Annotated in this window: 20 protein-coding genes; 13 read left to right on the forward strand and 7 right to left on the reverse strand. The window is 55.3% G+C overall.

Annotation, left to right across the window (positions count from 1 at the left end; all coding sequences use genetic code 11):
* Positions 1-5: 5 nt before the first annotated feature.
* The 8 genes from bcsA to oxyR all read left to right on the forward strand — a co-directional run bounded on the left by bcsA (position 6) and on the right by oxyR (position 12,761).
* Complete coding sequence (gene bcsA / locus C0557_RS20800; protein ID WP_074774105.1) at positions 6-2,123, forward strand: UDP-forming cellulose synthase catalytic subunit; 2,118 nt, start codon at positions 6-8, stop codon at positions 2,121-2,123.
* Positions 2,113-4,437, forward strand: coding sequence for a cellulose biosynthesis cyclic di-GMP-binding regulatory protein BcsB (bcsB, locus tag C0557_RS20805; RefSeq protein ID WP_208660684.1), 2,325 nt, complete (start codon positions 2,113-2,115; stop codon positions 4,435-4,437). The genes bcsA and bcsB overlap by 11 nt, the downstream gene beginning before the upstream one ends.
* Positions 4,434-8,135 (forward strand): cellulose biosynthesis protein BcsC, encoded by a 3,702-nt coding sequence (locus tag C0557_RS20810; RefSeq protein WP_208660686.1) that lies wholly within the window; start codon positions 4,434-4,436, stop codon positions 8,133-8,135. The genes bcsB and C0557_RS20810 overlap by 4 nt, the downstream gene beginning before the upstream one ends.
* A 12-nt stretch (positions 8,136-8,147) precedes the next feature.
* Positions 8,148-8,609: a cellulose biosynthesis protein BcsD gene (gene bcsD / locus C0557_RS20815; RefSeq protein WP_074772988.1), complete on the forward strand. Its 462-nt coding sequence runs from the start codon at positions 8,148-8,150 to the stop codon at positions 8,607-8,609.
* 46 nt (positions 8,610-8,655) lie between these two features.
* Positions 8,656-9,615 (forward strand): sensor domain-containing diguanylate cyclase, encoded by a 960-nt coding sequence (locus tag C0557_RS20820; RefSeq protein ID WP_208660689.1) that lies wholly within the window; start codon positions 8,656-8,658, stop codon positions 9,613-9,615.
* Between the two features lie 35 nt (positions 9,616-9,650).
* Positions 9,651-10,580: a UTP--glucose-1-phosphate uridylyltransferase GalU gene (gene galU, locus C0557_RS20825; RefSeq protein WP_208660691.1), complete on the forward strand. Its 930-nt coding sequence runs from the start codon at positions 9,651-9,653 to the stop codon at positions 10,578-10,580.
* A gap of 43 nt (positions 10,581-10,623) precedes the next feature.
* Positions 10,624-11,634, forward strand: a complete 1,011-nt coding sequence (locus C0557_RS20830; protein WP_208660692.1) for a glycosyl hydrolase family 8 — start codon at positions 10,624-10,626, stop codon at positions 11,632-11,634.
* A 212-nt stretch (positions 11,635-11,846) separates the two neighbouring features.
* Positions 11,847-12,761 (forward strand): DNA-binding transcriptional regulator OxyR, encoded by a 915-nt coding sequence (gene oxyR, locus C0557_RS20835; protein WP_208660694.1) that lies wholly within the window; start codon positions 11,847-11,849, stop codon positions 12,759-12,761.
* A 2-nt stretch (positions 12,762-12,763) separates the two neighbouring features.
* On the opposite strand, the gene C0557_RS20840 is transcribed toward oxyR, so the two are convergent.
* Positions 12,764-13,189, reverse strand: a complete 426-nt coding sequence (locus C0557_RS20840; protein WP_074772976.1) for a hypothetical protein — start codon at positions 13,187-13,189, stop codon at positions 12,764-12,766.
* A gap of 458 nt (positions 13,190-13,647) precedes the next feature.
* On the opposite strand from C0557_RS20840, the gene C0557_RS20845 reads away from it, so the two are divergent.
* Positions 13,648-14,382: a nitroreductase family protein gene (locus tag C0557_RS20845; RefSeq protein ID WP_253073754.1), complete on the forward strand. Its 735-nt coding sequence runs from the start codon at positions 13,648-13,650 to the stop codon at positions 14,380-14,382.
* A 170-nt stretch (positions 14,383-14,552) separates the two neighbouring features.
* Here the strand turns inward: C0557_RS20845 and C0557_RS20850 are convergent, their stop codons facing one another.
* Positions 14,553-15,674 carry a cupin domain-containing protein gene (locus C0557_RS20850; protein ID WP_208660696.1) on the reverse strand — a complete coding sequence of 374 codons (1,122 nt, stop codon included), beginning with the start codon at positions 15,672-15,674 and terminating at the stop codon, positions 14,553-14,555.
* An 88-nt stretch (positions 15,675-15,762) separates the two neighbouring features.
* Positions 15,763-16,671: a LysR family transcriptional regulator gene (locus C0557_RS20855; protein WP_208660697.1), complete on the reverse strand. Its 909-nt coding sequence runs from the start codon at positions 16,669-16,671 to the stop codon at positions 15,763-15,765.
* Positions 16,672-16,772: 101 nt separating this feature from the next.
* Between C0557_RS20855 and C0557_RS20860 the strand changes: the two genes are divergently transcribed.
* Positions 16,773-17,840 carry an SDR family oxidoreductase gene (locus C0557_RS20860; RefSeq protein WP_208660699.1) on the forward strand — a complete coding sequence of 356 codons (1,068 nt, stop codon included), beginning with the start codon at positions 16,773-16,775 and terminating at the stop codon, positions 17,838-17,840.
* Between the two features lie 128 nt (positions 17,841-17,968).
* Here C0557_RS20860 and C0557_RS20865 read toward each other — a convergent pair whose 3' ends face one another.
* Positions 17,969-18,550, reverse strand: a complete 582-nt coding sequence (locus C0557_RS20865) for a CGNR zinc finger domain-containing protein (RefSeq protein WP_208660700.1) — start codon at positions 18,548-18,550, stop codon at positions 17,969-17,971.
* A 137-nt stretch (positions 18,551-18,687) separates the two neighbouring features.
* On the opposite strand from C0557_RS20865, the gene C0557_RS20870 reads away from it, so the two are divergent.
* Positions 18,688-19,569, forward strand: a complete 882-nt coding sequence (locus C0557_RS20870) for an alpha/beta fold hydrolase (RefSeq protein ID WP_208660702.1) — start codon at positions 18,688-18,690, stop codon at positions 19,567-19,569.
* Positions 19,570-19,605: 36 nt separating this feature from the next.
* On the opposite strand, the gene C0557_RS20875 is transcribed toward C0557_RS20870, so the two are convergent.
* Positions 19,606-20,367 (reverse strand): class I SAM-dependent methyltransferase, encoded by a 762-nt coding sequence (locus C0557_RS20875; RefSeq protein ID WP_208660704.1) that lies wholly within the window; start codon positions 20,365-20,367, stop codon positions 19,606-19,608.
* 108 nt (positions 20,368-20,475) lie between these two features.
* Between C0557_RS20875 and C0557_RS20880 the strand changes: the two genes are divergently transcribed.
* The gene (locus C0557_RS20880; protein WP_208660706.1) at positions 20,476-21,255 is read left to right on the forward strand and encodes a helix-turn-helix transcriptional regulator; all 780 of its coding nucleotides are present in this window, start codon (positions 20,476-20,478) and stop codon (positions 21,253-21,255) included.
* 43 nt (positions 21,256-21,298) lie between these two features.
* Here the strand turns inward: C0557_RS20880 and C0557_RS27515 are convergent, their stop codons facing one another.
* Both C0557_RS27515 and cspA read right to left on the reverse strand, forming a co-directional pair.
* Positions 21,299-21,487 carry a cold-shock protein gene (locus C0557_RS27515; RefSeq protein WP_074774097.1) on the reverse strand — a complete coding sequence of 63 codons (189 nt, stop codon included), beginning with the start codon at positions 21,485-21,487 and terminating at the stop codon, positions 21,299-21,301.
* 9 nt (positions 21,488-21,496) lie between these two features.
* Positions 21,497-21,709 carry an RNA chaperone/antiterminator CspA gene (cspA, locus tag C0557_RS20885; RefSeq protein WP_035887590.1) on the reverse strand — a complete coding sequence of 71 codons (213 nt, stop codon included), beginning with the start codon at positions 21,707-21,709 and terminating at the stop codon, positions 21,497-21,499.
* A 386-nt stretch (positions 21,710-22,095) separates the two neighbouring features.
* On the opposite strand from cspA, the gene uxuA reads away from it, so the two are divergent.
* Positions 22,096-23,163, forward strand: coding sequence for a mannonate dehydratase (gene uxuA / locus C0557_RS20890; RefSeq protein ID WP_208660708.1), 1,068 nt, complete (start codon positions 22,096-22,098; stop codon positions 23,161-23,163).
* Positions 23,164-23,189: the final 26 nt, after the last annotated feature.

The following is a 23,189-nucleotide window of genomic DNA, read 5'->3' on the forward strand; positions in this document are numbered from 1 at the left end:
TAAACATGAAAAAAATCATCAGATTTATTTTCACGCTGGTACTACTTTTATTATCGCTGCTGGTGGTCATCACACCGATGAACAGCGATAAACAATACCTCTTTGGCCTGAGCGTGATGGCTGCCGTATTAATTCTTGGGCGGGTGAAAGGAAAAAAAGCAGTGTTAGCGATGCTGACACTCTCGGTACTGATGTCCACGCGCTATATCTGGTGGCGCGCCACCACAACATTGCATTTCGATTCAACACTGGAAATGCTGCTCGGCAGCTTGCTGTTCGCGGCAGAAATATATTCGTGGACGATTCTGTTGCTCGGTTATATTCAAATGGCCTGGCCATTAGAACGCCCTATTGCGCCATTACCGCCGGATAAATCGACCTGGCCGACGGTCGATATTTATGTGCCGTCATATAATGAAAGCCTCGATGTCGTGCGCGATACCGTGCTGGCGGCGCAGTGTATTGAATATCCGCAGGACAAAGTCAAAGTCTATATTCTTGACGATGGCAAACGCGATGAATTCCGCGATTTCGCCGCCGAAGCGGGCGTCCATTACATCATCCGCCCGGATAACAGCCACGCGAAGGCGGGCAACCTGAACCACGCCATGACCCTCACCCAGGGTGAGCTGATTTGCGTGTTCGACTGCGACCACGTTGCCACCCGCGTCTTTTTGCAGGCCACCGTCGGCGAGTTTTTCCGCGATGAAAAACTGGCGCTAATCCAGACGCCGCACCACTTCTACTCACTCGATCCGTTTGAACGCAACCTGACGGCAGCAAAACGCGTTCCGCACGAAGGCGCGCTGTTCTACGGCCCGGTACAACAAGGGAATGACAACTGGAATGCCACCTTCTTCTGCGGCTCCTGCGCGGTGATCCGTCGCAGCGCGTTGAATGAAGTGGGCGGTTTCGCGGTAGAAACGGTGACCGAAGATGCCCACACCGCGCTGAAATTACAGCGTCGCGGCTGGAACACGGCATTCCTTGATATTCCTCTGGCGGCCGGGCTGGCAACCGAACGGCTGGCGCTGCATGTGAACCAGCGTATTCGCTGGGCGCGCGGCATGACGCAGATTTTCCGTATTGATAACCCGCTGCTCGGGCGCGGCCTGAAGCTGACCCAGCGCATTTGTTATCTCAATGCGATGCTGCACTTCCAGTATGGCCTGCCGCGCGTGGTGTTCCTCACCTCGCCGCTGGTGTTTATGTTGTTCAACCTCAACATTATCTCGTCATCTGCGACGCTGATTTTCGCCTACGTGCTGCCGCACCTGGTGCTCTCCACGATGGTGAACTCGCGCATCACCGGGCGTTATCGTTATGCGTTCTGGGGCGAAATCTACGAAACGGTGATGGCATTCCACCTGATCCTGCCGACGCTGCTGAGCCTGATTTCACCGCGGCTGGGGAAATTCAACGTAACCGACAAAGGCGATCTGACGGACCGCGACTACTTCGACGCGCACACCGTGCGCCCGCTGATCATCACCACGCTGCTGATGGTCGGCAGCATGATCTGGGTAGGCGTGCGCTACTTTATGCACGACTACGCCGGGATCGACCCGCGCGTCATTCTGTTCAATATCGCGTGGGGCACTTTCAGTACCATCATTTTGCTGGCCTCGATTGCCGTGGCGAAAGAGACCAAGCAGATCCGCAAAACCATCCGTATTTACGCCCGCCTGCCGGTGACCGTGCTCTTTTCCGACGGCTCGCAAATGCAGACCCGCACCTTTGATATCTCGATGGGCGGCGCGCGCGTGGCGCTGGTGAAAGGGGAAGATCTGAGCAGCAAAACCCCGGTCCATATCGAACTGGGTCTGGGCGGTGAGATTGCCCATGTGCCTATTCTCTCAGCGGGCACCGGCGTCGGCGATATTCGTCTGGAGTTTGACACGCTGCCGCTGAGCGAACGCCGCAAGCTGGTACGCGTGGTGCTGTCCCGCGCCGATGCCTGGTATCGTCCGCCGCATGCGCCGGATCGCCCACTCGCTTCCTTTCTGGGGATTTTGCAGTGCGTGTTTGAGCTGTTTTTCGGCCGCAAAAAAATGGCGGGCGGTTTTAACAGCCAGATGAAGGTCGTCGCGAAAAAGCAGGAAGAGGTTAACAATGCGTTGTAAGCCTATCGCACTTGCCACCCTGCTTGCCTGTTCGGTGAATACCCCGGCGTTTGCGCTTTCAAGCGATAACGACGCGCCGCCAACACTGCCGACACCGCTTTCGCTGCAAGGAACAACGCCTGCGCAACCGCAGCAGATGGCTGTGGCGAATACCAGCAACCAGAATATCGCCAGCACCCTGAGCTTTGGCGATATGGGGGCAACCGGCGGGCTGACGCTCTCCGGCCAGCAGTTGCAAAACGGCGTGTCGTTCAACCTGCCGGGCGATCTGGTGATCACTGACGCACACATCAGCCTGAATGTGCAGGTCAACCGCAGCGATGTCAGCGGCGAAAACCTGCAACTGATGCTGAATGGTCAGCCGCTGGGATCGATCCCGCTCGATCAGTTGCAGCAGGATAAAGGCTACTGGCAACTGGATGTCCCGGCCTCGATGGTCGCCTCCAGCAACAACCTCAGTTTCCAGCTGAAAACCGGCGACGACATTATTAATAATGTCTGGAGCTGCCAGCGCCCGCTGCCCGCCGATTATAAAGTGACGTTACAACCGGAATCGTCGCTGAACTATCAGGGATTGTGGCTGAACGTCCGCAAAACGCTGGGCACATTCCCGCGCCCCTTCGTCGACATCAAACAGACCAAAGATCAGGCGATCAGCATTGCTTACCCGGCGACGCCGGATGCGGATGTGCTGACCGCGTCAGCGATTGTCGCCTCGCAGTTTGGCGCATTAAGCAACGGCAAACCCAGCCGCTTTGACGTGCAGTACGATGCCCTGCCCGTCGGCAACGGCATTCTGATTGGCAAACCGGGCCAGACCATTGGCGGCGTCACCCTGCCGGAAACCAACGGCGCGGCGTTGCAGGTGATTGATAACCCGCAAAACCCGGCCTGGAAACTGCTGATCATCAGCGGCCACAACGAAATGCAGCTACGCCAGGCGGCGTGGCGTCTGACATTACCGGCGCTGCCGGACAGCGACACGCTGGATGTGCCGACGCTGAAAATCCCCCAGCGAGCCGCCTATGATGCGCCGCGCTGGATCAACACTGAACACCCGGTTGCCGTGCGCTCGCTGCTGACGGATGAAGGCGCGCTGATTGCCCACGGCGTCTGGCACGGCGAGAATCGTCTGCCGTTTCGTACCGCGCCGGATCTGTTCCTGTGGGATGGCTCCTCCGTACCGCTGCACCTCAACTACAGCTTTGCGCAGAAAAACTGGATTGACGATCAGGACTCCTTCCTCAACGTCAGCCTGAACGGCGAGTTCCTGAAACGTCTGCCGGTCAGCAAAGAGGGGATGCTGGCGCCGGTGCTGTCGATGCTCGGTTTATCGCAGCGCCAGCAGAGCGCGGTGGTCAACATCGATCCGCGCGCCATTCTCGGCAGCAATCAACTCGGTTTCTGGTTCGGGCTGAAAGCGCAGAAAAACGCCCCCTGCAACGCCATGGCGGATGAGAACATCCAGAGTCGGATTGACGGTGATTCAACCCTCGATTTCAGCCGCGCCTGGCACTTTGGCAAGTTGCCGAACCTGGCGTGGTTCAGCGGCGCGATGTTCCCGTTCACGCGCCAGGCTGACCTCGCGCAAACCACAGTGCTGATGTCTGCGCATCCCACGGTTGATGACGCCACCGTACTGCTCAACCTGATGGCGCAATCCGGGCGCGACACGGGCGTTACCGCCAACTATCTGCACCTCTATACCGGCCTGCCCGCTCAGGAAGAGGCGCAACAGCAGTTGGCCGACAGCGATGTGCTGGCGATTGGCAGCCTGAGCAACGGCGAGATGCTGAATCCGCTGCTGCAAAACAGCGCCTTTGCGTTGAACGAAAATACGCTGGAAGTGAAAACCGCCAGTGCCGTAAGCCGCGTGTTATCGCTGCTGCGCGGCGACCAGCCGCGCACGGATATGGATGCGGCTGAGTACCTCAGCGACAACAATCAGTGGCGCGGCCTGCTGAGCATGCGCTCGCCGTGGAACGCGCAGCGCGTGGTGGTGGTCGCGACAGCAACCGACAACCACCAGCTGGCGCAACTGACGGAAGACATGAACAAACCGGCCTTTCTCTCCGCCGCCGGGGGTGATTTCACCGCCGTCAACAGTGCCGGGGAGATCAAAAGCTGGCGGGTAGGCGAGCAGTTCACCAGCGGCAACCTGCCCGGTTATATGAAAATTTTGTGGTTCGCCAGCGAGCATATTTTCTGGCTGGTCGCCCTTGCCTGCCTGATTGCTGCGGTTTCCGGCCCGATGCTGTTCAACCTACTTCAGCGCCACGCCCAACAACGCCTGCAGGATAAGACGAAACAATGAAGACGCGTAAACAACTGACGCAGGCTTTTTACCTGCTGTGCCTGGTGGGCGCCAGCCATCCTGCCGTCGCTGCCGATACCGCTGACGCCAGCGCGAATGCGGCCGCAGTGAAAAAACTGCTGGCGCAGGCCAGCTACTGGCACAGCAAAGCGCACGACGATATGGCCATCGATGCGCTGCAAAAAGTGCTGGCTGCGGATGATAAGAATATCGACGCCATGTATCTGATGGCGCTCTATCAACTGCAACAAGGCAACGTGCAGCAATCGGAAGTGTGGCGCAAAAAAATCGCCGATATCTCGCCGCAGGATCCGCGTCTGAGCGCGCTGACCAGCGCCAACACCCTGCGCAATATCCCGCAGGATAAACTCAACGCGGCGCGCCAGCTGGCGAGCCGTGGGCAGATTAAAGAGTCCATTGCCGCCTGGCGTGCGCTGTTTAACGGCAATCCGCCGCCGGATGACGTGGCGCTGGAGTATTACCAGACCATGGCCGGTGACAGCGCCAGTTGGGGCGAGGCGGTCGCCGCCATGCGTCAGCGTGCCAGCGTGATGCCGGACGATGAACCCACGAAAAAGGCGCTAGCGATGGCACTCACTTATCAGGAATCCACGCGCCGGGAAGGGATCGCCCTGCTCAGCACGCTGGCTGCCGATGATAAAAGCGCCGACAAAGCCTTGCAGCAGGCGCTGCTATGGCTGGATGCCAAAGCCAGCGATCTGCCAGCGTATACCGCCTGGGCACAGCGCCATCCGGAAGACAGCGCGCCGATGGATCACTACCGTAAAAGCGTGGAAGGCGATGCCACGAAAGCGGGCTTTGATGCATTGAACGGCGGCGATCTCGGCAACGCCAAAGATCGCTTCTCCGAAGCGCTGCAAACCCGCGCCAATAATGGCAACGCGCTGGCCGGGATGGGCTATGTCGCGCTGCGGCAGAACAACTTTGCCGATGCCGAGAAATTCCTGCGTCGCGCGGCGCAAGAAGATGCCAGCAACCAGAACAGCGCGCAGTGGATAAAAGATGCCGATAACGCCCGTTTCTACGCCGCGCTGGGCCAGGCCCGTAGCCTGAGCCAGAAAGGCAGCTACGACCAGGCGCTGGCAAGTTTGCAAAGCGGTGACAGCAGCGATGAAAACCAGCAGCAGGCGGCGAGCATGCTGCGGGCCGATATCCTGCGGCGTCAGGGCAAGCTGTCGCAATCCGAAGAGGTATACCGCCAGTTGCTGGCGCAGCGTCCACAGAATACCGATATCCGTACCGGTTTATGGTGGGTGCTGAAACAGCAGAATAAACAGGCAGAAGCAGACGCCATGCTGCAAACCCTGCCCGCCAATCTGCGTACCCGTTACGCCGCCGTGGGCGATAACGGCGACAACGAACGCAAAGCCGCGCAGGCCGCATTGCAGGCCGGGAACAGCTCACGGGCGATGCAGATCCTGCAAAACGCCTCCGGCAAATACCCGCGCAATGTCTGGCTGCAACTCGATTACGCCCGCGCACTGCGCAAAGCGGGCCAGAAACAGCAGGCCTCGGCGTTGATGTCTGGCGTGGCGCAACGCGACAGCAGCAACAAAGAAGCGCTGTATGCCGCTGCGGTCTATGCCGCCGAAGAGAGCGACTGGTCGCGCGCGCAAAGCCTGCTCGCCCGCGTACCGCGCAGCAGTTACAGCGCCGATATGAGTGCACTGAACACGCGCGTGCAAATCAATCAACAACTGGATATTGCCCGCAACTATCTGCGACTGGGCAATGCGACAGCGGCGCGCAATTCGTTACTGGCGTTGCAACGTAATCCGCCGCAATCGCCGGTCGATGCGGGCCGTCTTGCTGAGTTACTGATGCAGAGCGGCGACAGCGCTGGCGCGCTGCAACTGGTACGCGATAACCAGGCGCAGGGGTTACACGGATCGGTAGTGGATTATGCCGGGCAGATCCGCGTCCTGAACCAGGCCGGGCAGTTTGCCGAAGCCGAAAGCATCCTCAACGCGCCCGCCCTGCAAAACGGTGCCAGCGAGCAGGAGATGAGCGCGATCCGCTTAGGCGGCTTGATCGTTCGCGCCGATCGTCTGCGGGAAAAGGGGCAAATCGGCAAAGCCTGGTCGCTGTTGATGCCGGAACTGCAAAACAATCCGACCAATACCGATCTGCTGCTGGCCGTGGCGCGCGTCTACCAGGCCGATCATATGGATGACAAAGCCACGGAAATCTATCAGTACGTGCTGCGTAAGTCGCCACGAGATAAACAGGCGCTGACCGGAATGGTGAATATGGCGCTGGCCCGCGGCGATAACGACGAAGCGCGGCGAACCTTTGCCGGGCTGGAGCCGAGCCAGGATGCCGATTATATGCTGCTGGCCGCGCGCGTGGCAGCGGCCAACGGTGAAAACCAGCGCGCGATGTCGTTGCTGCGCACTGCCCAGTGGCGTCTGCAACAGGGCGGTGATGACGATAGTGATGAACTGAGTTCGGTGATGTCGCTGCCGTCGCCAACGCGCCAGGCGCAGCTCACGGCAATGAGCGGTATCAACACCATGATGCGCGATCTGCAAGAAAAGAGCGCCACCTGGACCAGCGGCGGTATTTCATTGCGTAGCCGTAATGGCGAATCGGGTCTTGGCGCGCTGGATGAAGTACAGGCGCCGCTGATCCTCTCGGGCGCGGTGGGCGACAGCACGCGCCTGAGCCTGAACGTCACGCCAACAGCGCTTAACGCTGGCGAGATGTCCGGTGAGGCGGCGAACCGCTTCGGTTCCGGGGCGCTGGAACATGCGGAGAAACTGGCGGAAGCGGCGGCCAGCACCAGCACAACGACCACCTCGACCAATGCCTCCAGCCAGGGGTCGCAGCAGGCAAACGGTGTGGCGGCAAGCCTCAGCCTGAGCGGCGACAGCTACAAACTGGATGTCGGCAGCACACCGACCGGTGGCGAGTTCACCCGGCTGGTGGGCGGCGTGGAGTGGAACCCGAAACTGACGCAGAACAGTTCGCTGAACCTGAAAGCAGAACGCCGCGCCGTCACCGACAGCCTGCTGTCATATGTTGGGGTGAAGGATAAGAGCACCGGCGAAAGCTGGGGCGGCATCACCCGTAACGGCGTTTCGGCGCAGTACGCCTGGGATAACGACCTGATCGGTCTTTATACCCGCCTGGGTTTCGATACCTACGTGGGGACAAACGTGCCGACCAACCACGCGGTCACCGCACAGGCAGGCAGCTATCTGCGGCCCTGGAAAACCAGCAACAGCGAGCTGAAAGTGGGGGTGAACGTCAACTATATGAACTTTGACCGCAACCTGAGCTACTACACCCTCGGCCAGGGCGGTTACTTCAGCCCGCAAGATTTTATGGCGGTATCGCTGCCGGTGACGCTGACGCGCCACATTAACGACTGGGATCTGACGCTCAATGGCGCGGTGGGTTATCAATCTTATAAGCAGGATAAGAGCGATTACTTCCCGGGCCACAGCAGCCTGCAATCGCAATTAAACAGTTACGCCAGCGACGATGACGATGTGGACGCTGTCTACAAAGCCACGTCGAAAAACGGCATTGGCTATACGCTGGGTGTGGATGCGCGTTACCACCTCAGCGACAACCTGGCTCTCGGTGCGAACTTAGGGTACGACACCTTCGGCAGTTATAACGAAGGCAAGGCGTTGGTGTATTTCAAATATTACGTCGATCAAGACAAATAACCCGTGGGATAGATGATGTTTAGCAATCAGGACACTTATTTACAACGCAATTATCAGGCTGGCTGGCATGACCTGGTGTATCTGTTTTTTAACGAATACACCGAAGGCCGGGGTGATAAAGATCCCGATGCCCTGAGACGTATCGGCCAGATGATGGCCCAGTGGTATCCCATCGATGGCGCCTCCACGGTGAACGAGCTGGAAGCGAGCATTAACCGGGTGCTGGAGCTGTTCAACTGGGGCTTTGTCAAAATGGCGCCCGCCCAGCGTGAACTGATCCTGCTGCACTGCGCGTGGCCGCATGCACCGGAATACCGTGACGAAGCGGGCTGGCGTCGCGCCAGCGCCTATGTGCTGGAAGGCGCGTATTCGCAGTGGCTGGTGTCCCAGGGCGCGGGCAATCAGGTGCCGGTGCGCTGGAAGGATAACGCCACCGAAGACGTGCTGATTTTCCGTTACGCCATTAACGAATGACGTCGCAAAGGCATATCCACCCTATATCAACGATCAGGTGACCATCATGTTTAATGAAATCATGGTTTCAGGCAGGAAACTTGAAATCGAAGCAGTTAATTATATGGAGGATAATGCCTTTGTTTCGCTGGTTCTCGATACCTCCGGCCAGCTTATTCACGCCAGCCCGTTTTTCTATCAATTAACGGGTTTCAGTCGTGATGAGGTGCTGGGCAAAGTATTGTTCCCGTCGACGGATGAAACGGTGGCTATTTCACTGGCGATGGCGATTGGTATGGCGAAAAAAACCGGCGATAACTGGCAGGGCGAAATATCGCAGCCGAAAAAAAACGGCGAGATGCTTTGGCTTGATACCCGCTTAATGCCGCGGCGCGATGAAAAGGGTGAAATATTTGCCTTTATCCTGCTGGGATTTGATATTACCCGGCATATGGCGATCCGCGAGAAATTACATTTTCGCGCGCACAATGATGCATTAACCAAAACCCTGAATCGCCAGGGTTACTATATTCGCAGCCGCAAAAAAATCCGTGCCGCTAACGCGCGCGGCGCGCAGATTGTGGTGGCGATACTGGATCTCGATAACTTTAAAAATATTAACGACGATCTGGGGCATGCGGCAGGCGATGAAGTGCTGCGCTGCTTTATCAGCCGGGTAAAACAGTGTATTTCCCGCACCACACTGCTCGGCCGGCTCGGCGGTGACGAATTCGCCCTCACCTATATTGATGGCGTTGACGAACCGGCCGGTCGCGGCGTGCTGCAATTAATTGTCGAAGCCACGCGCCAACCGATGTATTTGCATTACCTGCAACAAACCGTGGAATTATCGGTGAGTATTGGTGTTGCCAGTTATCCGGAACACGGGCCGAATTTTTCCTCTATTTTAAAAGCCGCTGATACCGCCCTTTATAAAGTGAAGGCGCAAGGCGGTGATGATTTTATTAACTACCAGGTTCCAGGCGTAAATGAATCGGGTGGCATCATCAACAGCGTTGTGTGTTGATTTTTAAACAGCAAAATAAATAACAGGAAACAATTATGTTAAAGGCTGTAATCCCAGTGGCGGGGCTCGGTACGCGTATGCTTCCGGCAACTAAGGCTATCCCGAAAGAGATGTTACCGATCGTGGATAAGCCGCTTATTCAGTATATCGTGCAGGAGTGCTACGCCTGTGGGATCCGGGAAATCGTACTGGTGACGCACTCGTCCAAAAACGCCATCGAAAACCATTTCGATACCTCCTTTGAGCTGGAGTCGCTGCTGGAATCGCGCGTGAAAAATCAGCTGCTGGAAGAGGTGCGTACTATCTGCCCGGCGGGCATGAACATTATGCATGTGCGCCAGGGCCACTCGAAAGGTCTGGGCCATGCGGTGCTGTGCGCAGAACCGCTGATTGGCGATAACGACTTCGTGGTGGTGCTGCCGGATGTGTTGATCGACGACAGCCATTGCGATCTGTCGCAGGATAACCTGGCTGCGATGATCGATCGCTTCACCACGACGGGCGCCAGCCAGTTAATGATTGAAACCGTTAACCACGAAGATGTTTCCCGCTACGGCGTGGTGGATTGCGGCGGCATGAACCTCCCGGCGGGTGGTTTTGGTCTGGTAAAAGGCATGGTGGAAAAACCGGCCGTTGACGAAGCGCCGTCCGACATGGCGGTAGTTGGCCGCTATGTGCTGTCGAAAGCAATTTGGCCGCTGCTGCGTAAAACGCCGATCGGCGCAGGCGGCGAGATCCAGTTGACCGATGCCATCGCCATGCTGCTGGAGAACGCGCCGGTGGAGGCTTACGCCCTGACCGGCAAATCTCACGACTGCGGCGACAAGATTGGCTATATGAAAGCCTTTGTGGAGTACGGCTTACGTCACGGCGCGACCGGCCCGGCATTCCGCCAGTGGTTGCAGCATGAATTGACGTTAAAACCCGTGGCTGACGCCGTTGAACGCATCGCCGAAGCGGTATAACGACTGAGCCGGTAACTGCCCTATTTTCACCACAGGATGTCTCATGTTAAGAACCACCTGGCTCATGCCGTGCCTGCTATTGTCGCTGGCTATGACCGCTTTTTCAGCCCGCTGTCAGGACAGCAACTGGGGGCTGTTTAAACAGAACTACCTGAGTCAGGATGGCCGCATTATCGACCATGAAAATGGCGATATCAGCCATTCGGAAGGTCAGGGATATGGCATGTTACTGGCCGTCGTTAACGACGATCCCGCCACATTTGAAAAAGTGTGGCGCTGGACGCGCAACACCTTATTACGTCCGTCGCTGTGGCTGTTTGCCTGGCGCTACGATCCGCACGAACGCAAAGTGACGGACGATAATAACGCCAGCGACGGCGACACATTGATCGCCTGGGCGTTATTACTGGCTGGCAATAAATGGCACGATGAGAGTTATCTCACCGCCTCGGAAAATATCCAGGATGCAATTATCAACTGCCTGGTGATTGAACAGGATTCCCGGACATTACTCCTGCCGGGCCTCACTGGGTTTACCAAAGACGACGGGTATATTATCAACCCGTCCTATTTTGTCTTTCCTGCCTGGGAGAGTTTCTGGCGGCAACGGCATAACAATATTTGGTTAAAACTGAAGAAATCGAGCCTCGAATTACTCACTAAAGCCCGTTTTGGTAAGAGCCAACTGCCCAGCGACTGGATTTTTGTTAAGAATAGTGGTGAAGTCATGCCTGCCGCGAACTGGCCGGCAAGATTCAGTTACGATGCGATTCGCATTCCGCTTTATTTAAGCCTCAGCGATGCGCAGCAGCATTCGATGGAGAATTTTCGCCATTTTTGGGCGGGCTACACTCGCAATGACACGCCCGCGTGGGTGGATGTCTCAGACAACGAACGGGCAAGTTATCCGATGTCTGGCGGCATTCTGGCGGTGCGTGATTTAACCATGGGCGACTATCCACAAATGGAAACGTCTTTGCGTTCGGGTGAAGGTTATTATTTGTCCGCATTACATATGTTGTCGTTATTTGCGGCTTCGTTAAAGACGCATTAGTGGTATTACACGCAATATCCGGCGCGGGAATGCGCCGGAGTCGGGCAGGATGCCGCTGAAAGTGAAAGCAATAATAAAAACCATCAAATCTCATGTACAGGCATGAGGGGGAAACCTGATGACAGAGTTGAAAATAATAAGAAGTCATTTACACAGCACGTTGCTACAGGTGGGCTCTCAACGACGCGGAAATTTGCGCCCCGGGGACCATAATGAACATCCGTAATCTTGAGTATCTTGTCGCGCTGGCGAAGCACCGACATTTTCAGCGCGCCGCTGAAGCCTGCAACGTCAGCCAACCGACGTTAAGCGCTCAGTTGCGTAAACTGGAAAACGAACTCGGTTTACAACTGCTGGAACGTACGACGCGCAAGATCCGCTTTACGCAAACCGGGTTGCGGCTGGTTGAGCAAACCCAGGTGGTGCTGCGGGAGATTGAAGCGCTGAAAAATATGGCCAGCAGCAGCCACTATCAGAGCCTGATGCAGACGCTGGATGTCGGCATTATTCCGACGCTGGCACCCTATATTTTTTCCCATCTGAATGCCGTTTGTCGCGAGAATTTCCCGGAAATTGAGCTGGAGATCCACGAAGCGCAGACCAACCAGTTGCTGCATATGCTGGAGTCCGACACCATCAAATGCGCAATCATGACCTCCAATAAAGACACCAGTAAATACGTTGAACTGCCGCTGTTCGACGAACCGCTGGTACTGGGCGTCAGTCATCAACACCCCTACTCGCGCATGAACGAAATCGATATGGGGCATTTGAAAAATAATAAGATTCTGATGATTGATGACGGTAACTGTTTGCACAGCCAGGTGCTGCGCTACTGCTATCAGTTTGAGTTGGAGCCAGATTCACGTTTTGTGGCGATGCACCTGGAAACCCTGCGGCGCGGCGTGGCGTTTAATCGCGGTGTATCATTCTTCCCGCTGCTTTCCACCCAGCAAGGGAGTAACGAAAATATTCGTTATATCCGCTGTGTCAGCCCGGAACCGAAACGTAAAGTGGTGTTGATATTTCATCGCAGCGATCCGATGCGGAAGAAATATGAAATTCTGCGTAACGCGATCGCGCGCTATATGGAGCGCTACCTGGTCGACTATAACGCGATGGCGTAATGCTAACGACGCGGCGCTGAAGCTGCGGCGGAATCATGATTATGACGGCAATCTTGCGCCTGCGAGGTTGCCGATTTTTTTATCAGCCCCTGCAATAATTCTTCCGGTAATAACGTGCCCCGGTGGTACATCTCTTCGATATTCAGCCACAGGCTCACCAGCATAATGGTGTAATCCGCCACCGAGGCGGGCGCATGCAGAGGGGCCATAAAAGGAAAATGAACCAGCAGCTGCTGTTTATCCTCTTCCGTCACCACGCCGTGATGCCAGGGCGCAGAGAGTTGGCGATAGACGTCTGCTTCCTCCAGCGAACAGGCCCAGCTCAGGCGCACGGCAATGGTTTTCACGAACGGTGGGATCAAGGCGTTTTGCTCCGCAAGCGGAGCCAGACCCGGCGTAAGACCGTGGCAGTGCGATTCAGCGTTCATTTTTTTCCTCAATGCCTGGCGGGTAGCAAACTATATTCATCGACCCGTGCGGAAAATACTTTAGGCTTATTATTTAAAATAGAGAATAAAATGAAAATGATCCATACGGATTGTCTGAAATCTTAAAAAAAGATCATATAAAGCAATGGGTTATTTTACAACCAATTATTGATGGCATCGATCTAAAATAGCCTTTTTGATTTATTCTATAAATTAAACCACACCATTAATCGATTCATCCTCAGGATTATTGCGCTTATTTCATTATTTACGTGAAAATCTTTCCCCTGCCATCTGCAGGTTTAATGACGTTATCGGTGAACGGATTCCGCACGAGGCGTTTTTTACCGACAAATACCGCGCTTTATTCCATCTATTTGCTGCATCAATGGATGAGATCCTGTGCTCTGATAACCTGATATTTTTCCCTTTGCCGCTCACAACAGGAACAGTGACTCATGGATCCGTTTCAGAAAATTTTGCAGTCTACGCTCGCCCGCACAGAGAGCGTGCCGCAGACCACCACGCCGCCGACGTTGCCGGAAACGGAGCGCGCTCCCTGGACTGCCACCGTCACGGCGGAAGATTTTCTGGCGCTGGCTAAAGCACGGCGCACCATTTATACGCTGGGCAAAGATCTGCCGGTCGCCGAAGAGACGGTGATCGATACCATTAAAGAGGCGATTCGCCACGCGCCATCGGCGTTCAATTCACAAAGTTCGCGCGCGCTGATCCTGTTAGGCAAAGAGCACGATCGCTTCTGGGGGCTGGTGCGCGAACAGTTGCGTAAAGTGATCCCGGCAGAAAGTTTTCACGCCACTTCCGACAAACTCGACGGCTTTACCGCCGCTGCCGGTTCGGTGTTGTTTTTTGAAGATCAGGAAGTGGTGACCGCGCTGCAACGCCAGTACATCGCCTATGCGGATAACTTCCCGATCTGGTCAGAACAGAGCAGCGGTATTGCCCAGTATGCTGTCTGGCTGGCGCTGACAGAGAAAAGCATTGGCGCGAACCTGCAACACTACAACCCGCTGATCGATCAGGACGTGCGCGAGACATGGAATATTCCGCCGAGCTGGAAACTGCGCGCGGAGATGAACTTCGGCAGCATTACTGCACCTGCCGATGAGAAAACCTGGATTGATGATGACCGGCGTTTTATCGTCGCCAGATCATGCACTGTAAATAGCTGACTGCGGGCAGCTATTTGTTTTTAGGGGAAATCTGTCGCGCAAAGGAGATGGCCTTTTTCCTGCGTGAAGATCTGGAGATGTACCACATCAAGAACGACCATCTGGTCTGCTCCGGCGAAAGCGCCTGACAGGAAACCCTCCGCGGCATTGCGCGGCGCGGAGGGCGGAGCTTATTCGTCGAAGAACCAGTAGCCCTGATTTACCAGCCAGGCCAACTCTTCGGCAAAGTCCGGGTTGTCCAGCGCGTTACCCAGTTCTTTCTGCCCGATCACCGTATAACGGCACAGCGCGTCGGCGGCCTGCGGCTCGGTCGTTTCCAGGCATTCGCTGTTCACAAAGAAGCTGTCGCCGATGTGCAGCACGCGCAGCCCGCTCAGGCGAGTCAGTACCTGCCCTTCCTGCAACGCCGCAACAATCTCTTCGCCGCTGTAGTCGTCCGGCTCCGGCGATACATCCAGTTCGTGGCGCGGCGTGGTAATAAAGCTGCCAAACCACTGCTTGAAATGTACCGGATCGTTGATCATGTCGATCATCATGCCGCGCAGGCGCTCGAGTTCATACTCTTCCACCCGTCCCGGATGTTCACGACAGGTTAAATCCGGATCGCTGTAGTGCTCGTTACCGAGATCGTTTTCCAGCGCGTAGTCGGCAAAGCTGCTGATCAGATCGCGACCGTTCGGCCCACGAAAACCGATCGAGTAGTTGAACGCCGTTTCGTGAGTGAAACCATCGTGCGGGAATCCAGGCGGAATGTAGAGGATATCGCCCGGCTCCAGATCTTCATCAATGATCGGTTCGAAAGGATCGACGTGCAACAGCGCCGGATGCGGGCAGAACTGACGCATCGGCAGCTTATCGCCCACGCGCCAGCGGCGGCTGCCCATCCCCTGAATAATAAACACATCGTACTGGTCGATATGCGGCCCAACGCCGCCGCCCGGTACGGAATAAGAGATCATCAGATCGTCAAAACGCCACTCCGGCAATACGCGAAACGGCTTCACCAGTTCGGCGGACGGCGCGTGCCAGTGGTTTACCGCCTGCGCCAGCAGCGACCAGTCGGTTTCGCCCAGATGATCAAACGCCTCGAAAGGGCCATGCCACGCCTGCCATTGCCCATTTTTGTGACTGACAATGCGGCTGTCGATTTCCGGTTCCATCGCCAGACCAGCCAGTTCATCAGGCGTGATCGGGTCAACGAAGTCCGGAAAGGCGCGCTTCAGAACGACAGGTTTCTTTTGCCAGTATTTTTCAAGAAATTCCGGCCAGTTCAGGTTGAGTTGGTAAGCCATGGATTCACACCAGTAAGAATGGACACCGGCAGATTATAAAGAGCGCGACGGGTTGCCCGCCTTGTCATTGGTCAAGCGCATGCAGAACTCATGACGGCGCAATATCCAGCAGGCTCAATACTGCAAGCAAGGCATCCACCTTCGGTAATAGCTGTTTGCGTCGCGGCCACACCAGAGTCAGCGCCAGCCCTTCCGGTTGATGCTGGGGCAAAATCGCCACCAGTTCGCCGCGCTGCAATTGCGTATGCACCAGCCAGGTGGGCAACTGACCGACGCCCAGCCCGGCACAAATTGCCTGTACTTGCGCATCGACATCACCCAACGCCATGCGCCAGGGCACCGTGCGCCACTCCGGGTAACCATCGGCGGTGGTGAAGATCCAGGGTTTGCTGCTGCCATCGACCCGCTCGTACAGGATCGCTTTATGTCGCAACAGTTGCGCCTCATCCTGCGGCGTACCTTCACGTTGCAGGTAATCGGGCGATGCGCAAAACACCATCTTTTCGCGCCCAATGTGCCGGCAACCCAGCGAGGCGGGCAGTTCAGAGGTTTGGCCAATACGCACGGCAACGTCGATTCCCTCTTCAAACAGATCGACGAAGCGATCGGAAAAGGTCAGGCTGAGTTCAATCTCCGGATGTTGCTGGCAAAAAGGGATCAGCAGTGGCATCACGCCCAGCCGTCCATAAGTGTTCGGTACCGCCAGCCGCAAACGGCCGGAAGGGATGGTGCGGTGCGCCGCCAGCACCGATTCGGCTTCCGCCAGATCGTCCAGAATGCGCAGGCAAGTCTGGTAATAAGCCTGCCCGGCGTCGGTTAACTCCAGACGCCGGGTGGTGCGCTCCAGCAGCCGCGAACCCAGCCGGGCCTCCAGACGAGCGACGCTTTTACTGATTGCCGACCCCGTCAGATGCAGCCGTTCGGCGGCGGCGGTAAAGCTTCCTGCTTCGACGCAGGCGACAAAGGGGATGATATCTTTAAGACGTTGGTCGCGCATGGATTCGTGAATTCAGGTCAGTAATAGCGTGAATTAATACCAGAGATAAGAAATAAATTCTTCATTAGTCTGTACTCATCACTATAGAGGAGAACATGCATATGCAGAAGAAAGCATTAATTGTCGGCATCAGCGGCGTTATTGGCCGCGCTCTGGCCGAACAACTGCTCGGCGAAGGGTGGCAGGTTTCCGGATTGTCACGCGGGCGCGGCGCTGTCCCCGCTGGTTGCACCAGCCTGACAGCGGATCTGACCGACGCGGCAGCCGTGGTTGCGGCGCTGCAAACGCAGCAACCGGATGCGCTGTTTTTCAGTGTCTGGGCGCGCCAGGAAAACGAAAAAGCCAATATTCGCGTCAATGGCGCAATGGTGAAAAATGTTATTGAAGCGCTGGGTGAACGGCTGGCCGGGAAACACGTGGCGCTGGTCACCGGCATGAAGCACTACCTTGGCCCGTTCGAGGCCTATGGCAAGGGCAATGTTCCGGTCACGCCGTTTCGCGAGGAACAGGGCCGCCAGGAGGTGGAGAATTTCTATTATGCCCAGGAGGATGAAGTGTTCGCCGGGGCGCAAAAATATGGCTATCGCTGGAGTGTTCATCGCCCGCACAGCATCATTGGCTATGCCGTCGGCAATGCCATGAATATGGGGTTGACGCTGGCGGTTTACGCCACGCTTTGCCGGGAAAAAGGCTGGCCGTTTATCTTCCCCGGCTCGCCGGAACAGTGGAACGGCGTGTCGGACGTGACGGATGCAGGCCTGCTGGCTGAACAACTGAGCTGGGCGGCGCAAAGCGAAAATGCGGCAAATAAAGACTTTAACGCCGTCAACGGCGATGTTTTCCGCTGGAACTGGCTCTGGCCACGGCTGGCTGCTTATTTTGCCATTGAAGCTGCGCCCTACCCGGAAAGCATGCAACCGCTGGAAGGAAGAATGCAGGATGCGCAAGCGGCGTGGACAGAGATTGCGGCGAAGCACCATTTGCGCGAGGCGGATATCAGCAAACTTGCCTCCTGGTGGCATACCGACGCCGATTTGGGTCGTCCAATGGAAGCGTTCGCCGATATGAGCAAAAGCCGCAAAGCGGGCTTTACCGGCTATCGCAGCACGCTGGATGCGTTCACCGCACTGTTCGATCGCCTGAAAGCGGAAAATATTATTCCGCGCTAAGACAGAATGCCCGGAGGGCGCTCCGGGCGCAGTGTCAGGAAGTCGGATTGTTGATGCGGACCGCGCATACCTCAATATCAGCGCGGTTGCGGATCACAATTGCTGATGAAAAATTTTCCGGCTGGCGCTCAGCTTTTAGCGCGAAAACGGGCTACTTTCGCTCGATTACCGCACAGCGCCATGCTGCACCAGCGGCGGCGATGCGCCTTGGTGCGGTCGTAAAACCAGAGTATGCACTCCGGATGCTCACACTGGCGAACATACTCAAATTGCCCGTGGGCAAGTAACTCTGCCGCCTGCTCGGCCACCGGCACCAGCGCCCGCAGCGGCGTATCCCGTTGATACAGACGCTGGATCTGTAACGCGCCTTCAGCGTCTGTATTTACCTGCAAATAGCTCTGCGCCTGCGCCAGGTAATCATTAAGCTGCGCCAGCGACGGCGTATGGCCGCTTTTTTTCTCTGCTACCAGTTGCAGGATCAACGCGCGCAACTTACGCGCTTCAGCCAGCAGCTCTCCCGGTTTAGCGACAAAGCTCTCTGGCAGTTTTCCCTGCCCGCTCTGTTGCAGCCAGTTTTTGACATCCTCATCGGACTGCCAAAAGTCGTGCGTGCCTTGCTCCGCCCAGGCCTGCGTATTGATAAAATCCAGCGCGCCTTGCTCGGCGATAAACCACGGGCCTTCGGCGCCTGTTGTCGAGGGTGCTGCCATTTTGCGACTCCGGTGAGGTATTCATCTCATCATTGTAACCGATAAAATTAATTTTACACAGTTACATTAATCCACCATACTCAATCCCGGCGTAACCACTTAAATATTACTTTAACGGTTTCAAGCGAGGTATTGATATGGCTGGCAACACGCATTTCCCTGTTCGTTATCAGTTCATTGACGCCGATGGCGTCCGGGTTTTCTACCGTGAAGCAGGTACGCCGGGTAACCCGGTGCTTTTGCTGCTGCATGGTTTTCCCAGCTCATCACACCAGTATCGAGAGCTGATCCCGCTGCTGGCGGATCGGTTCCACATCATCGCTCCGGATCTGCCAGGTTTCGGTTTTACGGAAGTGCCCGCTGAACGGAATTATGTTTACCGTTTTGATGCGCTGGCGGCGACGATGGTGGCTTTTGTCGATGCGCTGGATCTGCAACGTTTTGCGATGTATGTCTTTGATTACGGCGCGCCGACCGGTCTGCGCCTGGCGCTGCATTACCCTGAACGCATCAGCGGGCTCATTTCGCAAAACGGTAACGCTTATCTGGAAGGATTAGGGGATGCATGGGCGCCAGTACGCGCTTACTGGGATGCGCCCAGCGCCGAAAACCGCCAGGCGGTGAATGATGCGATTTTGCATTTAGAAGGCACGAAATGGCAGTATCTGCACGGCGTTAGCGATCCTGCGCTGGTTGCGCCGGAAGGTTATCAACTGGATGCCCTGTTGATGGAGCGGCCCGGCAATAAGGCAATCCAACTGGATCTGTTTCTGGATTACGCCAATAACCTGAAACGTTACCCGGAATTTCAGGCTTTCTTCCGCACCAGGCAGCCGCCAGCGCTGATCATCTGGGGCAAACACGATCCGTTCTTTATTCCGCCAGGGGCTGAAGCCTGGAAACGCGATAACCCCAATGCGGTGGTCGAACTGCTCGATACCGGCCACTTCGCGCTGGAAACCCATGCCGGTTACATCGCGCAACGCATTCGCGAAGTCATCGGTGAGGCGCTGGGCTGAGGAAAGTGTGCGCCCACTTACCGTGGGCGCAGATTGTCAGGCCTGAGTCTGGAACATGATGGTGTCCGAAGTAAACGAGCCATCTTCGCCAATCAGGAAGTGCTGCTTCACCTCTTCCGACGTTTGCTGTTGCAGAAAGCGAATTGCCTCGCGCAATACTTCCGGCGTTTTCATGCGTTCAACCCACGAACTGTATTCCAGCACCAGGCGATCGGTTAACAGCTTATCGACCGTCATCCCGCTCTGCTGCGTCATTTGCAGCCACTCCGCCGCCGAGTAATTGCGCACATGAGACGGATCGCGCAGCACTTCGATGGTTTGCAGCCAGATATCCAGCACCGGACGGCCCGGCGAGGCGATATCCATTAAGATAAATTTACCGCCCGGCTTCAGCACACGTTTCACCTCACGCAGCGCCAGCGCAACATCGTGCCAGTGATGGGCAGAGTAACGGCTGATCACCACATCAAACGCGCCATCGGCAAAGGGCAACTGTTCGGCCGCGCCATGCACCGTGCTGATATTGCTCAGTTGACGATCGCGGGCCGCCTGACGAACCACGTCGAGCATTTTTTCCGACAGATCGTAAGCTGTCACTTCACGGGCGACGCCAGCCGCGACAAAACTGGCGTGCCCGGCGCCGCAGCCCAGATCCAGCACCGCGGCAGCAGGATTTTCACTGAGCCACTCTGCCAGCCGCACCAAATCTGCGCCCTGCGCATGAACCTGGCTGGTGAGATAGGCCTGCGCCTGGTCGCCAAACTGTTGCTTCGTTAATTCATGATGATTGACCGCCATTCTCTTTTTCCTTTTTTCGCACGACAAAAATTTGCTCTTTGCCGACTATACGAGCCTCTTTATAGGGGTACAATATGGCTACTTATACTGGTATTAATGAGTACCACCATGGAAAATACGCTCTTTGCCGGGCCAAAAACTCTCGGCGCTTTTTTACGTGCACAGCGGGAAAAAACCGCGCCGGCCGATATTGGCCTGCCTGCGCAAGGTCGGCGGCGCACCTGCGGATTACGCCGGGAAGAAGTGGCGCAGCTCAGCGGTATCAGCACCACCTGGTATACGTGGATTGAGCAGGGACGCGACATTGTCGTGTCGCCGCAAACCTTGTCGAATATTGCCGGCGTATTAAAAATGACGCAGGCGGAGCGGAAGTATCTGTTCCACCTGGCGCTGCAAAACGATCCGCAGGAAGAGCATGTCATTACCGTGGAAGAATCGGTGCTGGCGACGGTGAATCAGGTGCAGTGCCCCTGTTATTTGCTGGATGTCACCTGGAATATGGTGGCGTGGAATACGCCTGCTGAAGCACTATTTAGCGGCTGGCTGGATAAGGATGCCCAGCCGAATATGATGAGTTTTATGTTTCGTCATCCCCTTGCGCAAACGCTGGTGGTTGACTGGGAGACGCGCGCCAGCCGGATTGTCGCGGAATTGCGTGCCGATGCGATGCACTATCCGCACGATCAGGGATTGAATCATTTCGTGCAGAGTCTGAGTAATGACAGCGAACTGTTTCGCACCTTCTGGTCGCGCCAGCAGGTGGTGGTGCGCGAAGGCGGAGAACGCGTTTTTCATCATCCGCAGCAGGGGGAGTTGCACTTCCGGCAGATAACCTGGCAATTAACCAGTAATCGCGCGATCAAAATGATTATGTTAATGGCGGAATAATGCAGAATAAAAAAAGCAGATCAGAAATCTGACCTGCTTTTTTTTATTTACGGAATTCGACAGTATTCGAACCAGACTGGATAAACGCAGCGATATTATCAAATGTGTTCATTGCAGATTTGCAAAAAATACATTTAGCACCGACCGGGTTTTTCTCAGTGACATCAAAACTGGAAATTCGGTATTGCGACCCGTGGCAGCACGGGCAGCGAAAATGGATACGATTCGTAATGGTAAATCCTTAGCGCGGAACCACGTTGGCCGCAGCCGGACCTTTCGGGCCGTTTTCGATAGTAAACTCAACCTCTTGATTTTCTTCAAGAGTACGGTACGCATTGCTCTGGATAGCAGAGAAATGTACGAATACATCTTTGCTGCCATCTTTCGGAGTAATGAAACCGAAGCCTTTCTCAGCGTTGAACCATTTAACGATACCGTTCATTTTAGTAGACATGCTTGTTACCTTCTATTTTGTTCGCCGAATGCGGCAGTAATGGTCTGAGACATTATTTTTATCAGAGTGTAAAGCGAAGACCCAAAAAGAAGTAGCAAGGAGGTACTTAGAGATGAGAAAGACTTTAGTGAACTGCTGGAGATAATGATTTATCAAACCGACGACGCATTAACTCATGGTTGCCCTTATTACGCAAGCGTTAATTTTAAAAAATTTGTCAGCGCCTTATTTCACCCGCATAACCAAACACCTCGGAAACTCTCCTGCCGACAACCGCAAACCAAACGGCTTATGTGTGAAGCCGATCGCAAAAACAGGCACAGGCAAACGCTACTATAAATACTAGTATGGCAGTTGAATGTTTTCTTTTAGAGGTGGCAATGAGCATGCAAATGACAATGCGCTGGTTTGGACCAGTTGAAGACAAAATCCCGCTGGAATACATCCGCCAGGTACCGGGCGTCGAAGGGGTGGTAGGTGCGTTGTACGATGTGCCGGTAGGTGAAGTATGGCCAAAAGAGAAAATCAACGCGCTGGCCGGGCAAGTCCATGATGCCGGCCTTAAGATGGAAGTCATTGAAAGTGTTAATATTCATGACGATATTAAGATCGGTCTCCCTAGCCGCGATCGGCTAATTGCCAATTACCAGCAAACCATCCGCAACCTTGCAGAAGTTGGGGTAAAAGTCATCTGCTACAACTTTATGCCGGTTTTTGACTGGATGAAGACCGAGATGAATTACGTGCTGCCGGACGGCTCGCTGACGATGGCGTTCGAAAAGAAAGGCATCGATAAAACGCTGGATGAAGTGGTTAAAGAGGTGCTGGAAAATTCCAACGGCTTTGCGCTTCCGGGCTGGGAACCCGAACGACTGGCAAAAGTACAAGAGCTGTTTGCCAAATATAAAGATGTCGACGATAAAAAATTACGTGAAAACCTGGTTTACTTCCTTGAGCGCGTTATTCCGGTCTGTGAAGAAGTCGGTATTAAAATGGCGATTCACCCGGACGATCCGCCGTATTCTATTTTTGGCCTGCCGCGTATCGTTAAAAATCGTGACGATCTCGACTGGATTTGTAATGCAGTCGATTCTGAAGCCAACGGTATTACCTTATGTACCGGTTCGATCGCCGAGGATCCGGATAATAATGTGTGCCAAATCCTGGCCGAATTTACACGCCGTAAACGTATTCACTTTGCGCACGTGCGCAATATCAAACTGATTAAAGATAAAGATTTCTATGAATCCGCGCACTTATCCCGCTACGGTTCACTGGATATGTACGAAGTCATGAAAGCCTTGCATGACAACGGGTTCGACGGTTACATCCGTCCGGATCACGGGCGTTTCATCTGGGGCGAAACCGGCCGTCCAGGTTACGGTCTTTACGATCGGGCGCTCGGCGTAACCTATTTACACGGACTTTGGGAAGCACTCGAAAAACAAAACTAATTTTATTCGGGCCGGTGGTTCCACCG

It is taken from the genome of Kosakonia sp. MUSA4 (assembly GCF_013085925.1).
GTDB lineage: Bacteria > Pseudomonadota > Gammaproteobacteria > Enterobacterales > Enterobacteriaceae > Kosakonia > Kosakonia sacchari_B.